Source organism: Knoellia koreensis (genome assembly GCF_013041615.1).
In the GTDB taxonomy this organism is placed as follows: Bacteria; Actinomycetota; Actinomycetes; order Actinomycetales; family Dermatophilaceae; genus Pedococcus; species Pedococcus koreensis.
This window is the reverse complement of the sequence record NZ_JABEPQ010000002.1, coordinates 19,711-33,339: the sequence shown is the minus strand read 5'-3', so window position 1 is coordinate 33,339 and position 13,629 is coordinate 19,711. Positions and strand designations below refer to the sequence as shown.

The window sequence follows — 13,629 nt, the reverse complement described above, 5'->3', positions numbered from 1 at the left end:
CGTCCTGCCAGCCGTGACCGGCGCCCGCGAGACCACTCCACCCGGGTGTGGGCCTTCGGGCTGCTGGCGCTCACCCTCGTCGGTGTCCTCGTCACCCGGCTGGGACAGGTGCAGGTGCTCGACCACGCGGCATACCAACAGCTTGCGCAGACCGCCGACACGCGCACGGTCACGCAACCCGCCGTGCGCGGACGCATCCTCGACAGCGCCGGAAAACCGTTGGTGGACAACACGACCCGCACGACCGTCACCATCTCGCGCACCCAGCTGCTCGATGCGCCCGATGGCGGACGAGCCGTCGTCGACCGGGTCGCGGACGCGCTCGGCCTCCCTGCCCAGCAGGTGTGGGGTCGCACCTTCCTGTGCGGCACGCGGGGTGCGCCGCCGGCGCCGACCTGTTGGGGCGGATCGCCTTACGTGCCAGTGCCGCTCGCGATCGGCGTCGACCCGGCGAAGGCCTTGGGGTTGCTCGAGCGACCAGACCTCTACCCGGGCGTGGACGTCGTCGCCGAGCCCGTCCGCGACTTCCCGCAGGACGCGACGGTCAACGCGGCGCAGCTGCTCGGCTACCTCGGGCGACCCACCGCCGAGGAGGTCACGAAGTCCAAGGGGAAGATCGGCGACCTCGACCTCGTGGGCCGTGGCGGCCTCGAGCAGCAGTACGACGAGCAGCTGCGCGGTCGCCCGGGCGAGACCACGGTCACGGTCGACCCGCGCGGCGCTGTCACCGACGAGGTCGACCGGCGTGACCCGGTGCCGGGCAGCGACCTGGTCACGACGATCGACTCCCGCGTGCAGGCCGCAGCCGAGAAGGCACTCGCCACGGCCGTGCGCGACGCGCGGGCGCGCGGCCAGGAGGCCGACGGTGGGGCTGCGGTCGTGCTAGACGTGCGCACCGGTGGGGTGGTCGCCGCCGCGAGCTACCCGACCTACGACCCGGGCATCTGGACCGGAGGCGTCACCGCGGCCCAGCTCGAGCAGCTCACCGGCAAGGGCTCCGGCAACCCGCTCGTGTCCCGCGTGACCGGTGCGACCTACCCGCCCGCGTCGACGTTCAAGGCGATCAGCCTCCCGGCGGCCATTGGGGCGGGCAACTCGCTGGACAAGAAGTACGACTGCACGTCCAGCTACCGCATCGGCGACCGCTCGTTCGCCAACTTCGAGTCGCGGGCGTACGGCCCAATCACGCTCAAGCGGGCGATCGAGGTCTCCTGCGACACGATCTTCTACGACTTCGCCTACCGCTCGTGGCTCGCGCAGGGAGGGCTCAAGGCGGCCACCGACGCCAAGGACCCCTTCGTCGCCATGGCCAACGCCTTCGGGCTCGGGACCCGCACGGGCATCGACCTCCCAGGAGAGGTGGCGGGCCGCATCCCCAGCCGCGACCAGAAGCTGAAGACCTGGGAGGGCACCCGGACCGACACCTGCAACCGCGCCCGCACGGGCTACCCGGAGGTCGCGGGCACCGACCCCGGCCGCGCGGCATACCTCAAGGCGCTCGCCGTCGAGAACTGCCGCACCGGTTTCCAGTTCCGCGGCGGCGACGCCGCCAACCTCGCGATCGGCCAGGGCGACGTCGCCACGACACCGCTGCAGATGGCGCGGGCGTATGCCGCGATCGCGAACGGCGGGACCGTGTGGACGCCGCAGGTGGTGCGCGAGATCCGGTCCGCGGACGGCTCGGTGACCAAGGTCGCGCCCAAGGCGGCCGGAACGGTGACGATCCCGCCGAAGACGCTCTCCTACCTGCGTTCGGCGCTCCAAGGGGTCGTGACCAACGGCTCGGCCGAGGGCGCCTTCCGCGGTTTCCCGTTGCGGCAGTGGCCGATTGCCGGCAAGACGGGCACGGCCGAGTCGTTCGGGGCAGGCGACACGGCGTGGTTCCTCTCCTACGCGCCGGCGGCCGCCCCGCGGTATGCCGTGGCGGTCGTCGTCGCGCACGGCGGGCTCGGCGGGTCGACGGCGGCACCGGCCGCCCGGGCCATCCACGACGTGCTGCGCACGCTGCCCTGAACCACACGGCAACCGGCCCGGCCCGGAGCGTTCGCCGAGGGCGCACGCCTCGGTGACCACGCGGCATACCTGAGTCGTTAGGCTGCCCACATGGCTGACTTCGATGTGGTGGTCCTCGGTGCTGGTCCCGGTGGGTACGTCGCGGCGATCCGCGCGGCCCAGCTCGGCAAGAAGGTCGGGATCGTCGAGAAGAAGTACTGGGGAGGGGTCTGCCTCAACGTCGGCTGCATCCCGTCCAAGGCGCTGCTGCGCAACGCCGAGCTCGCGCACGTCCTGACCCACGAGAAGGACAAGTTCGGCATCGAGGGCGACGCCACGATGACCTACGGCCCGGCGTGGAAGCGGTCGCGCTCGGTCAGCGAGGGCATCGTCAAGGGCGTTCACTTCCTCATGCGCAAGAACAAGATCGAGGAGATCCACGGCTGGGGCACCCTCACCGGCCCGAACTCGATGGACGTCGCGCTCAACGACGGCGGCAACCGCACCATCACGTTCGACAACCTGATCCTCGACACCGGCGCCACCACCCGGCTCATCCCGGGCACCCAGCTGTCCGAGCGCGTCGTGACCTACGAAGAGCAGATCATGACCGACAACCTGCCCGAGTCGATCGTCATTGCCGGGTCGGGCGCGATCGGGGTCGAGTTCGCCTATGTCATGAAGAACTACGGCGTCGACGTGACCATCGTGGAGTTCCTCGACCGCATGGTGCCGACCGAGGACGCCGAGGTGTCCAAGGAGCTGCTCAAGCAGTACAAGAAGCTCGGGGTCAACGTCATGCTGTCCACCAAGGTCGAGTCGATCGACGACAGCGGCGACAAGGTCAAGGTGACCGTCTCGCCGGCGGCCGGTGGCGAGTCCCAGGTCATCGAGACCGACAAGGTGCTCCAGGCCATCGGGTTCGCGCCGCGGCTCGACGGCTACGGCCTCGAGTCGACCGGCGTCAAGACCACCGACCGCGGCGCCATCGAGATCGACGAGTACTGCCGCACCAACGTCCCGAACATCTACGCCATCGGTGACGTCACCGCCAAGCTCATGCTCGCCCACGTCGCGGAGGCCCAGGGCGTCGTCGCCGCCGAGACCATTGCGGGCGCCGAGACGATGCCGGTGGAGTACGACTTCATCCCGCGGGCGACCTACTGCCAGCCGCAGATCGGCTCGTTCGGCTACACCGAGGAGCAGGCCAAGGAGCGCGGCTTCGACGTCAAGACGGCGAAGTTCCCCTTTACTGCCAACGGCAAGGCGATGGGGCTCGGCGAGACCGTCGGCTTCGTCAAGGTCGTCGCCGACGCGAAGCACAACGAGATCCTCGGCGCCCACATGATCGGCCCCGACGTCACCGAGCAGCTGCCCGTGCTGACGCTGGCGCAGAAGTGGGACCTCACCGCCGACGAGGTCTCCCGCAACGTGTTCGCCCACCCGACGCTGTCCGAGGCGGTCAAGGAGGCCGTCGAGGGCATCGCCGGCCACATGATCAACCTCTGAGTCGCCTTCCGTCCCGGGCGAGCGAGGAGAGCCGAGTATGCCGCGGGTGCGGCTTCCCATCACGACTGAGCGTCTCGTGCTGCGCAGCCTGCGGCCGGGGGACGAACGGGACGTGCTCGCCTACCGGTCGGTCCCCGAAGTCGTGCGCTACATCCCGGGTGACCCGAAGACGCTCGAGCAGGTCGGCGACATGGTGGCGCACAGCGGGACAGCCGGGCTGCTCGACCTGAGGAAGTCGGACATGACGCTGGCGGTCGAGCACGACGGCCGGGTCGTCGGCGACGTGCTACTGCACCTGTCCGGTCCCGACGGTCCGGACGACAAGCAGGCCGAGATCGGCTGGGTGTTCGCTCCGGACGTGGCGGGTCAGGGCTATGCCACCGAGGCCGCGGTTGCCCTGATGAAGGTGGCCTTCGACGAGCTCGGGCTGCACCGGGTCTGGGCCCAGCTCGACGGCCGCAACGACGCATCGGCCCGGCTCTGCGAGCGGATCGGCATGCAGCGCGAGGCACTGTTCGTCCAGGGCTCATGGTTCAAGGACGAGTGGACCGACCTGGCCATCTACGCGATCCGCGCCGACCAGTGGCGCACGAACGGCTCACCCACTGCGCCAACACCCGCCTGACGAGAGGAACACCCGTGGCCCCCACCCCAACGCCCGTCCCCGCAGAGGTGCCGGGCGCCACCGAGCTCAGCGCCGCGGCATACGCCGACGTCGCCCGCGAGGCGATCAGTGCGGTCGCGACGTCACAGGCCGAGGCGGTCGCGGCGGCCGCCGATCTCATGGCGACCTGCATCGGTGACGGGGGAGTGCTCCAGGCGTTCGGCACGGGGCACTCGGAGGCGTTTGCGATGGAGATCGCGGGGCGTGCGGGCGGCTTCATCCCGACCAACCGGCTCGCCCTGCGCGACGCGGTGGCGGCGGCCGAGGCGGCGCGGGCGGACACCGACCCCGACCAGTTCGCCGAGCTCGAGCGCGACCCGGCGTTCGCGCAGTTCATCTACGACCTCGTGCCGGACGTGCAGCCCAGCGACGTCTTCCTCATCGCGTCGAACTCGGGCGGCAACGGCAGCATCGTCGAGTTCGCGCGGCTGGTGAAGGAGAAGGGGCACCCGCTCATCGCCGTGACCTCGCTCGCGCACACGACCAAGGTGACGTCGCGGCACCCGAGTGGGCTGCGGCTCTTCGAGGTGGCCGACATCGTGCTCGACAACGGTGCCCCTTATGGGGATGCGGTGCTGCCGTTGCCCGGTGGCGGTGCGGCCTGCGGTCTGTCGTCGATCACCGCTGCGCTGCTCGCGCAGATGATGGTCGCCGAGACGCTCGTGCGGCTGCTGGCTGCGGGGCAGCGGCCCCCGGTCTACCTGTCGGCGAACATCCCCGAGGGCGACGCCCACAACAACGCACTCGAGGCTCGGTATGCCGGCCGCTTGCGGCGGGGGCTGTGAGGACGCCCCGGTGACGACGCTCGTCCTCGGCATGGACGTCGGCGGCACGAGCAGCCGGGCCGTCGTGACCGACCTGACGGGTCGTGTGATGGGGCGTGGTGTCGGTGGCGGCGGCAACCCCATCTCGCGGGGCATCGGGCCGGCGATGGCGGCGATCCGTGACGCGTTGGAGCAGGCGCTCGCGGGAGTCGACGGGGTCGCCGTGGACCGGAATGCGGTGCAGGGCAACGTGATCGGCGCCGCCGGCTTTGGCGCGGGAACGGCGCACGAGGCGTTGGCGCAGGTCTGGCGCGAGCTCGGTATGCCGGGTGAGCCGGTCGTCGCGGGTGACATCGAGGTGGCGTTCGCGTCGGGAACGGACGCTCTCGACGGCTCGGTCCTCATCGGAGGCACCGGTGCGGTGGCCGGGTCGATTGCCGGGGGCCGGCCCGGGGCGGTGGCTGATGGTCTCGGGTGGTTGCTCGGTGACCACGGGTCGGGCTTCTGGGTGGGGCGCGAGGCGGTCCGGCGGGCGTTGTCCCCGCGGGCGGACCTGGCCGACCCGTTGTTCGAGCAGGTTGCGGTGCGGCTCACGGGACGCAGCGAGGTCGACCGGTCCACCTTCATCGCCGCCGCGTACGCCGCGGAGCCGGTGCGGCTGTCCGAGCTGGCCGGGGTCGTGGTTGCGGCCGCCGACGCTGGTTCTGCTGTTGCCGAGGCGATCCTGTCGGCTGCGGCCGACGAGCTGGTGGCCACGCTGGCGCAGGTACGTGACGCCGGCGAGACGACCGTCGTGGTGCTGGGTGGTGGGCTGCTCGGCACGCCTCTGTTGAACGGGTTGGTGACGGAGCGGATCGAGGACGGCTGGCCGGGGTCACAGGTCACGCACACCGGTTCCGGCGTCGGGGGAGCGGCCTGGCTGGCGGCGCGCAGTCTCGGCGTCGACCTGCCCGCCGACCTGCACGCCACCCTCACTGCGCCCGGACCCACCTGCTGACCACTCGTTGCCGGGTGGTCGGCATGGTGGGGCGGTTCGAGCCGCGGACGCCGAGTCACCGGCAACGAGTCGGGCTGCTACTTCTTCTTCACCTTGGGTGGCAGGGTGGCGATGTGGTCCCGGGCGCGGTCGGTCCATGCGGTCTTGTCCTCGTCCGCCATGTCCGCCGGCAGCGACAGCCAGCCGTTCATGGGCCGCTGGGCCGGACCGAACGGACCCGTCCCCGGCACCTCGCGCAGCTCGGCCAACGCCTCCTCACCAGGCTTGACCCCGACCTCCTCGCCGAAGAGCCCGGCGAACATGTTGCCGTTGACGAACGCGCCGAGGCTCCCGAACATCGGCTTCACCTCGACCCCGGGTGCCTCGGTGATGAGGGAGCGAAAGTGTTCCTTGGCCTCGTCGGTGTGCTTGGGCATGTCCATGGGGCTCATCACACTGCACCGCGCGGCGGCCGACAACTGCTGCGGCTGGGCAACTTTCGGGCGAGTGGCCGAAAGTTCGGCGGTTCGGCCCGTGACAGGACCGAAGAATCGGGCGAGTGGCCGAAAGTTCCGGCCATGGACATCCCGGTGGTTGAGAGCTCGGTGCCGGGTCACCCGTCGAGACCACCGAGGATCTCGTCCTCGGTGGTCTCGTACGCCATGTGCTCGGTGCGCTCGTCCACCAGCGCGAACAACCGATCGGAGTTCTTGAGGTCCCTGCCGTGCAACAGGATCGCGTTGCCCGAGCGCAGGTGCACCACGCGCAGGGCCGCTGCCCGCGCGACGCCGACCACGTCGTCCCACGTGCCGGCGATGGTGTCACCCTGCACCGTCTGCGACAGGCCGTTCGGCCCGACCGTCACCGACAGGTCGCGGGGTGCGAAGGACATCAGCCTGCGCCCGAACCGCTGGCCCTCGGACAACGTGGCAGGCGGGTTCGGCAACCACTCGGTGCGGTCCTCCAGCCCGGCAATGGGTTCGTCGGGTCCCGGTGGCGCACCGAGCACCGCGGTCGGCAGCGCGGCCGCCGCCCAGCGCCTCACGTCGTCCGCCGTGACGGCCGCCAGGGCGGCGCGGGCCGCCTCGCGGTCGAGCACGGGCTCGCCGAAGAGCTCGCGCGCGCCGACTCCCTCCATCCAGTCCGCCTCGGCCCGCGGGTCCTCGATGTATGCCGTGAAGCCGGCGAGATGGTGCGCCAGCTCCTCCGGTGTGGGCCCGTCCGCCGCGAGGGATGACAGGGCGTCCCAGAGCGCCTCGGCGATCGTGTCGGCGTTCTCCTCGTCGCCGTCGGTGAAGACTGCGACCAGCGACTGGTCGTCGTCGACCCGCAGCGCGTCGAAGTCGATCTCGTAGGCCAGGCCGCGGCCGTGCCGCACGTCGTCGGTGACCCGGTCCACGAGGATCCGCGGCACCGTGCTGGCCCACTCGTCGCGCGGCAAGAGGAAGGAGATGACGGCGTGGGGTGGCACTCGCATGAGTGCAGGGGTGGGCAGGCCGGTCGCCACGGGTGCCACGCGGTCGGGCCTGGGTCCGGACGGCAACGGCAGACGCAGCCCTTCTGGTGGTGGACCGGTCAGCACGAGCACGGCGTTCTCGCGGACGAAGTAGGTGGCGGCGAAGTCACGCACCTGCTCCATCGACAGCTGGTCCGCGCCTGGTCCCTCGGCGTTGAGGAGCCCGACCGCCGTGTGGCCGTACTGCAGGCCCGCCGCCCAGCACAGGGCCGGGTGGGCCCCGCCTGCCTCCTCGGCGCGCAGGACTCCCTGCTCGTTCGCGAGCCGGTCGGCGGGCGGGTCGGTGAGCCCGCGGCATACCTGCTCGAGGAACTCGCGCACCTGCTCGGGGCGACCGGTGGCCACGAACGTCGTGGTGTCCGCCGTGACGTGCGCATTCCGGTCCAAGTGCGACTTCGGCAGCGAACCCATGACGAGGTGCTCGAGGAGGTGCGACACCTGCAGCGTCCGGAACGTCTCGTCCCGGGTGCCGGCCCGGAACATCAGCGCCGCCGTGAACGGCTCCGGCCCCTGCTCCCACCACGTCGTGACGCCGTCGACCTCTGTGCGTTCCACAGGGGCAGACTGTAGGGGAGTCGGCTCCCGGGTGGGGCCCGTCGCCGATTAGGGCGGCATACCTGCCCGCTGGTAGCCTGAACCCTGCCGTAGACCGGCCGCGGATCCAGAGCGCCCAGGTGGACAAGCCCTGAGGCACCGCGCAACAACCCTGAGAAGGAGAGTGTCGCTCCATGTCGTTGGACGCTGACGTCAAGAAGAAGATCATGGCCGAGTACGCCACCGCCGAGGGCGACACCGGCTCGCCGGAGGTGCAGATCGCCCTGCTCACGCAGCGCATCAAGGACCTCACCGAGCACTCGCGGCAGCACAAGCACGACCACCACAGCCGTCGCGGCCTCCTGCTCCTGGTTGGCCGTCGCCGCCGCCTCCTGCGTTACCTGGAGAGCGTCGACATCGAGCGTTACCGCTCGCTAATCAAGCGCCTCGGTCTGCGCCGATAAGCATCCGAGAGGGACGGTCCTCACCATCGAGGGCCGTCCCTTTCGCATGAGAACGGTCTCGCCCCGAGCGAGGCACCACAACTGCATACGGGAAAGACCAAAGAAGAAATCGAGCGCACAACGATGATGCGCGAGATCGCCCGAGAGACAAAAGAAATGGAGGGCCCAATGGAGGGTCCAGAGATCACCTTCGCCGAAGCCGTCATCGACAACGGCAGCTTCGGCACCCGCAAGGTCCGGTTCGAGACTGGACGACTGGCCAAGCAGGCCGGCGGCTCCGTCGCCGCATACCTGGACGACGACACGATGTTGCTGTCCACCACCACCGCCGGGAAGCACCCGCGCGAGGGTTTCGACTTCTTCCCCCTGACCGTGGACGTCGAGGAGCGGATGTATGCCGCGGGCAAGATCCCCGGTTCGTTCTTCCGTCGTGAGGGCCGCCCGTCGACCGACGCCATCCTCACCTGCCGCCTGATCGACCGGCCGCTGCGCCCGTCCTTCGTCAAGGGTCTGCGCAACGAGGTCCAGGTCGTCATCACGGTCCTGGCGCTCAACCCCGACCACCAGTACGACGTGCTCGCGATCAACGCCGCGAGCGCCTCCACCCAGATCTCCGGTCTGCCGTTCTCCGGCCCGATCGGTGGCGTCCGGGTCAGCCTGATCGACGGCCAGTGGGTCGCGTTCCCGAACTTCAGCGACATCGAGCGCTCGGCGTTCGACATGGTCGTGGCCGGCCGCATCGTGGGCGACGACGTCGCCATCATGATGGTCGAGGCCGAGTCGACCGAGTCGACCTGGAACCTCGTCAAGAACGAGGGCAAGCAGGCTCCGACCGAGGAGGTCGTCGCCGAGGGTCTCGAGGCCGCGAAGAAGTTCATCCGCGTGCTGTGCGAGGCCCAGGCCGAGCTCGCGTCCAAGGCCGCCAAGCCGGTCGAGGAGTTCCCGCTCTTCATCGACTACGAGCCCGACGCGTTCGCCGCGGTCGAGGCCGCCACGTCGGCGGACCTGGCCCAGGCGCTCACCATCGCCGACAAGCAGGAGCGCGAGGCCCGGATCGACGAGATCAAGGACGGCATGAAGGCCGCCCTGGCGTTCACCGAGGACGACCCCAAGGAGTTCACGGGTCGCGAGAGCGAGCTGTCCGCGGCATACCGGGCCCTGCAGAAGAAGCTCGTCCGCCAGCGCATCCTCAAGGACAAGGTGCGCATCGACGGTCGTGGGCTCGCCGACATCCGCCAGCTGTCCGCCGAGGTCGAGGTGCTCCCGCGGGTGCACGGCTCGGCGCTGTTCGAGCGCGGCGAGACCCAGATCCTGGGTGTCACCACGCTGAACATGCTCCGCATGGAGCAGCAGCTCGACACGTTGTCGCCGGTGACGCGCAAGCGCTACATGCACAACTACAACTTCCCGCCGTTCTCCACCGGTGAGACCGGTCGCGTGGGTTCGCCCAAGCGCCGCGAGATCGGCCACGGCGCGCTCGCCGAGCGGGCGCTCATGCCGGTGCTGCCGACGCGCGAGGAGTTCCCGTACGCGATCCGCCAGGTCTCCGAGGCGATGGGCTCCAACGGGTCCACCTCGATGGGCTCGGTCTGCGCCTCGACCCTGTCGCTGCTCAACGCCGGTGTGCCGCTGCGCGCCCCGGTCGCCGGCATCGCGATGGGCCTCGTCTCCGACGAGGTCGACGGCAAGACGGAGTATGCCGCGCTGACCGACATCCTCGGCGCCGAGGACGCGTTCGGTGACATGGACTTCAAGGTCGCCGGTACGAAGGACTTCGTCACGGCCATCCAGCTCGACACCAAGCTCGACGGCATCCCCGCCTCGGTGCTGGCCGGCGCGCTGACCCAGGCCCGTGACGCCCGGCTGCACATCCTTGATGTGATGAACGAGGCCATCGACGTTCCCGACGAGATGAGCCCGTTCGCCCCGCGCGTGATCAGTGTGCAGGTCCCGGTCGACAAGATCGGTGAGGTCATCGGGCCGAAGGGCAAGATGATCAACCAGATCCAGGACGAGACCGGCGCCGACATCTCGATCGAGGACGACGGCACCGTCTACATCGGCGCCACCGACGGCCCCTCGGCCGAGGCTGCGCGGGCGATGGTCAACGCGATCGCCAACCCGCAGATGCCCGAGGTGGGCGAGCGGTTCCTCGGCACCGTCGTGAAGACCACCACGTTCGGTGCGTTCATTTCGCTGCTGCCCGGCAAGGACGGCCTGCTGCACATCTCCGAGGTGCGCAAGCTGGTCGGCGGCAAGCGGATCGACGCCGTCGAGGACGTCCTGTCTGTCGGCCAGAAGGTCCAGGTCGAGCTCAAGGAGATCGACCCGCGCGGCAAGCTCTCGCTTGCCGCGGTGCTGCCCGAGGGTGAGGGCGGCGACGCCCCCGCCGCCGCCGCCGCACCGGCTGGCGACTCTGCCGGTGCTGCCGAGGCCGACCAGGCCGAGGGCAACGCCCAGGGTGACCGCGAGGAGCGCGGTGAGCGTCGTGAGGGCGGTCGCTCGCGCAACCGCCGCCGTCGTGGCCGCGGTGACCGCAGTGACTCCGGCAACGGTGACTCGGGTAACGGTGAGGGCGGTCAGTCCGAGGCCCCCGCCGCGGAGGACGCGAACGCCTGACGTTCGTCACAGGCCACGGGCCGGCACACCACACGGTGTGCCGGCCCGTTGTCGTTGACGCGACGGACCGAAGTCGCTCGAGTGGTCAGGTGGCGGTGGCCCGGACGCAGCAGTAGCCGGGCGCGGGGTCGAGTCTGGGCTCCACGCCACCGCCCAGCCCCTCCACGGCACCCTCGACCAGCGCGAGGTTGAGGCCGCAGACCAGCTCGGTGTGGTGGCGGGCGAGCCGGTCGAACGGGCAGTTGGCGAGCATCAGCTCCTCGTCGCGGTCGTCGACGCGCGGCTCGTACCCGCGCCGCCGCAGCAGCTCGGCGAGCCGGCGCAGCGGCCGTCGGGCCCGCGGGGCAGGCGGCTCGGCGGCCAACGCCCGCCCGGCGCGGACTGCCGCCTCACGCACGGCGTCCGGGAGCGGCATACCTGCCGTCGTCGCCTGCTCGACCGCATCGGCGAGCACCTGCGCAGCCACGTCGTAGTGGCGTGGTGGCAGGGACACGGTCACGTCGGCACCGGCCCGTCGGTAGAGCTTCGTCGGCCGACCGGCACCCGGGCCCGAGCGGCCCTCCGGCCGGCGGTACTCCACCTCGAGCAGCCCCTCGTCGACGAGCCGGTCGAGGTGGAACTTCGCCGAGTGGGCAGGCACCCCGATCTGCTCGGCCGCCTGCTCACGCCCGATCGGGGCGTCGGCCTGCGCGACGGCGTCGTAGAGAGCGCGGCGGGTGGGTTCGGCGAGCGCGCCCACGGCGGCCAGCGGATCGGGAGTCGTCATTTCTAAAGGATAGATCCATTGACGTTTGTCCGACGGGACTTCTAAAGTCAAAATATCTATCCGTTAGAGATCGGAGCGTGCCATGACCGCAACCCAGCCCTCACCATCCGCGGCAGCCCCCGCGACGACAGCTGCACCCGACCGCGGCGCACACGAGGCCTTCCTGCTGCTGCGCACCGTATTCACCGTCGCACCCGTCGTGTTCGGCCTCGACAAGTTCACCAACCTCATGACCGACTGGACGCAGTACCTCGCACCGTGGATCGACGACCTCGTGCCGGGCACTGCGCAACAGGCGATGTATGCCGTGGGCGTGGTCGAGGTCATCGCGGGCCTGCTCGTCGCGGTGCGCCCGCGGTGGGGCGCACCCGTCGTGGCCCTGTGGTTGGCCGGGATCATCGTCAACCTCGTGACGCTGGGGGAGTACTGGGACGTGGCGCTGCGCGACTTCGGACTGCTCGGGGCCGCCGTGGCCCTGTGGCGCCTGGCCGCGGGCCGCCATGCGTGAGCGTGGGGGCCGCGTGGTCCCGTTGCCAGTCGCCGGTGTCCCGTCAAGGATGGACGCATGAGTGACGAGAGGACGTTCGTGGTGGTCGGTGCCGGCTTGGCGGGTGGCAAGGCCGTTGAAGCATTGCGGGACAAGGGGTTCGAGGGACACATCGTCCTCGTCGGCGCCGAGCGGCACCTGCCGTACGAACGGCCACCGTTGTCGAAGGACTACCTCAAGACCGGGGAGAAGCTCGACGACGCGTTCGTCCACGACGCGCAGTGGTATGCCGACCACGACGTCGAGGTGCGCACCGGCACCCGGGTCGAGGCGATCGACCGGGACGCCAAGGAGGTCGAGCTGCAGGGTGGCGAGCGGATCCCCTACGACCGGCTCCTGCTCGCGACCGGCAGCTCGCCGCGCCACCTCGACCTGCCCGGCGCCGACCGACCGGGAGTGCTCACCCTGCGCACGATCGAGGACAGCGACCGCATCCGTGAGGCCCTGCAACCGGGCCGCAAGGTCGTCTTCATCGGTGGCGGCTGGATCGGGCTGGAGGTGGCCTCCGCGGCTGCCGACGCAGGCGCCGACGTCACCGTGCTCGAGTCTCTCGACCTGCCCCTGGTCCGCGTGCTGGGCCCGCAGATCGCCCAGGTGTTTGCCGATCTGCACCGCGAGCACGGCGTCGACATCCGCACGGGTGTCACGGTCGAGGAGGTCCTGGGCACCGAGGACGGTGTCAGCGGCGTGCGTCTCGCCGACGGCACGGACATCCCGGCCGACACGGTGGTCGTCGGGGTCGGCGCCAGCCCCAACGTGGAGCTGGCCAAGGACGCCGGCCTGGACGTCGACAACGGTGTCACCGCCGACGCCCAGGGCCGCACCAGCGACCCGGACATCTTCGCCGCGGGCGACGTCGCCAACGTCGAGAACCCCGTCGTGGGCCACCGGGTCCGGGTGGAGCACTGGGCCAACGCCCTCAACCAGCCGCAGGTGGTCGTGGCGGGCATGCTCGAGCAGGAGGGTCCGGACCCCGAGCTGCCGTACTTCTTCACCGACCAGTACGACCTGGGCATGGAGTACTTCGGCCTTGCGGACCCCGAGGACGACGTCGTCGTGCGTGGCGACCTCAGCGGGCGCGAGTTCATCGCGTTCTGGCTGCACGACGGCAAGGTGGTCGCGGGGATGAACGTCAACGTGTGGGACGTGGGCGACCAGATCAAGGCTCTCATCGCCTCGGACAAGGCGGTCGACCCGGATCGGCTGGCCGACCCCGGCGTCCCGCTCGAAGAACTGACCTGACCTTTACCTTTACGTCGTCTCCCGGCTGTTCCGCAT

At 70.3% G+C, this 13,629-nt stretch carries 12 protein-coding genes; 9 read left to right on the top strand and 3 right to left on the bottom strand.

The features are described 5' to 3' along the window. The first annotated feature begins 45 nt into the window (after positions 1-45). The 5 genes from mrdA to HJG52_RS08495 all read left to right on the top strand — a co-directional run bounded on the left by mrdA (position 46) and on the right by HJG52_RS08495 (position 5,926). Positions 46-2,013, top strand: coding sequence for a penicillin-binding protein 2 (gene mrdA / locus HJG52_RS08515; RefSeq protein ID WP_346767640.1), 1,968 nt, complete (start codon positions 46-48; stop codon positions 2,011-2,013). 90 nt (positions 2,014-2,103) lie between these two features. Continuing rightward, complete coding sequence (gene lpdA, locus HJG52_RS08510) at positions 2,104-3,501, top strand: dihydrolipoyl dehydrogenase (protein WP_171243202.1); 1,398 nt, start codon at positions 2,104-2,106, stop codon at positions 3,499-3,501. A 37-nt stretch (positions 3,502-3,538) separates the two neighbouring features. Next, positions 3,539-4,126 (top strand): GNAT family N-acetyltransferase, encoded by a 588-nt coding sequence (locus HJG52_RS08505; protein ID WP_171243201.1) that lies wholly within the window; start codon positions 3,539-3,541, stop codon positions 4,124-4,126. A 14-nt stretch (positions 4,127-4,140) separates the two neighbouring features. Beyond that, positions 4,141-4,950, top strand: a complete 810-nt coding sequence (locus HJG52_RS08500; protein ID WP_346767639.1) for a sugar isomerase domain-containing protein — start codon at positions 4,141-4,143, stop codon at positions 4,948-4,950. Between the two features lie 10 nt (positions 4,951-4,960). After that, complete coding sequence (locus HJG52_RS08495; RefSeq protein ID WP_171243199.1) at positions 4,961-5,926, top strand: BadF/BadG/BcrA/BcrD ATPase family protein; 966 nt, start codon at positions 4,961-4,963, stop codon at positions 5,924-5,926. Positions 5,927-6,003: 77 nt separating this feature from the next. Here the strand turns inward: HJG52_RS08495 and HJG52_RS08490 are convergent, their stop codons facing one another. After that, complete coding sequence (locus tag HJG52_RS08490; RefSeq protein ID WP_346767638.1) at positions 6,004-6,342, bottom strand: TfoX/Sxy family protein; 339 nt, start codon at positions 6,340-6,342, stop codon at positions 6,004-6,006. A gap of 176 nt (positions 6,343-6,518) precedes the next feature. After that, positions 6,519-7,976, bottom strand: coding sequence for a M16 family metallopeptidase (locus HJG52_RS08485; protein WP_171243197.1), 1,458 nt, complete (start codon positions 7,974-7,976; stop codon positions 6,519-6,521). A gap of 173 nt (positions 7,977-8,149) precedes the next feature. Between HJG52_RS08485 and rpsO the strand changes: the two genes are divergently transcribed. Beyond that, complete coding sequence (gene rpsO, locus HJG52_RS08480; protein ID WP_171243196.1) at positions 8,150-8,419, top strand: 30S ribosomal protein S15; 270 nt, start codon at positions 8,150-8,152, stop codon at positions 8,417-8,419. Between the two features lie 168 nt (positions 8,420-8,587). Further along, positions 8,588-11,038 (top strand): polyribonucleotide nucleotidyltransferase, encoded by a 2,451-nt coding sequence (locus HJG52_RS08475; RefSeq protein ID WP_171243195.1) that lies wholly within the window; start codon positions 8,588-8,590, stop codon positions 11,036-11,038. Positions 11,039-11,123: 85 nt separating this feature from the next. Here the strand turns inward: HJG52_RS08475 and HJG52_RS08470 are convergent, their stop codons facing one another. Continuing rightward, a complete protein-coding gene (locus HJG52_RS08470; protein ID WP_171243194.1) occupies positions 11,124-11,804 on the bottom strand; it encodes a helix-turn-helix transcriptional regulator in 681 nt (226 codons plus the stop codon). 82 nt (positions 11,805-11,886) lie between these two features. Here HJG52_RS08470 and HJG52_RS08465 point away from each other — a divergent pair, with 82 nt between their 5' ends. Then, a complete protein-coding gene (locus tag HJG52_RS08465) occupies positions 11,887-12,312 on the top strand; it encodes a DoxX family membrane protein (protein WP_171243193.1) in 426 nt (141 codons plus the stop codon). A gap of 57 nt (positions 12,313-12,369) precedes the next feature. Next, the gene (locus tag HJG52_RS08460) at positions 12,370-13,593 is read left to right on the top strand and encodes an NAD(P)/FAD-dependent oxidoreductase (RefSeq protein ID WP_171243192.1); all 1,224 of its coding nucleotides are present in this window, start codon (positions 12,370-12,372) and stop codon (positions 13,591-13,593) included. Positions 13,594-13,629: the final 36 nt, after the last annotated feature.

Excerpts from the sequence above, each read along its gene's own strand:
- lpdA (WP_171243202.1), top strand. The coding sequence starts at position 2,104 with ATGGCTGACTTCGATGTGGTGGTCCTCGGTGCTGGTCCCGGTGGGTAC.
- HJG52_RS08505 (WP_171243201.1), top strand. The coding sequence starts at position 3,539 with ATGCCGCGGGTGCGGCTTCCCATCACGACTGAGCGTCTCGTGCTGCGC.
- HJG52_RS08490 (WP_346767638.1), bottom strand. The coding sequence starts at position 6,342 with ATGCCCAAGCACACCGACGAGGCCAAGGAACACTTTCGCTCCCTCATC.
- rpsO (WP_171243196.1), top strand. The coding sequence starts at position 8,150 with ATGTCGTTGGACGCTGACGTCAAGAAGAAGATCATGGCCGAGTACGCC.
- HJG52_RS08475 (WP_171243195.1), top strand. The coding sequence starts at position 8,588 with ATGGAGGGTCCAGAGATCACCTTCGCCGAAGCCGTCATCGACAACGGC.
- HJG52_RS08470 (WP_171243194.1), bottom strand. The coding sequence starts at position 11,804 with ATGACGACTCCCGATCCGCTGGCCGCCGTGGGCGCGCTCGCCGAACCC.
- HJG52_RS08465 (WP_171243193.1), top strand. The coding sequence starts at position 11,887 with ATGACCGCAACCCAGCCCTCACCATCCGCGGCAGCCCCCGCGACGACA.
- HJG52_RS08460 (WP_171243192.1), top strand. The coding sequence starts at position 12,370 with ATGAGTGACGAGAGGACGTTCGTGGTGGTCGGTGCCGGCTTGGCGGGT.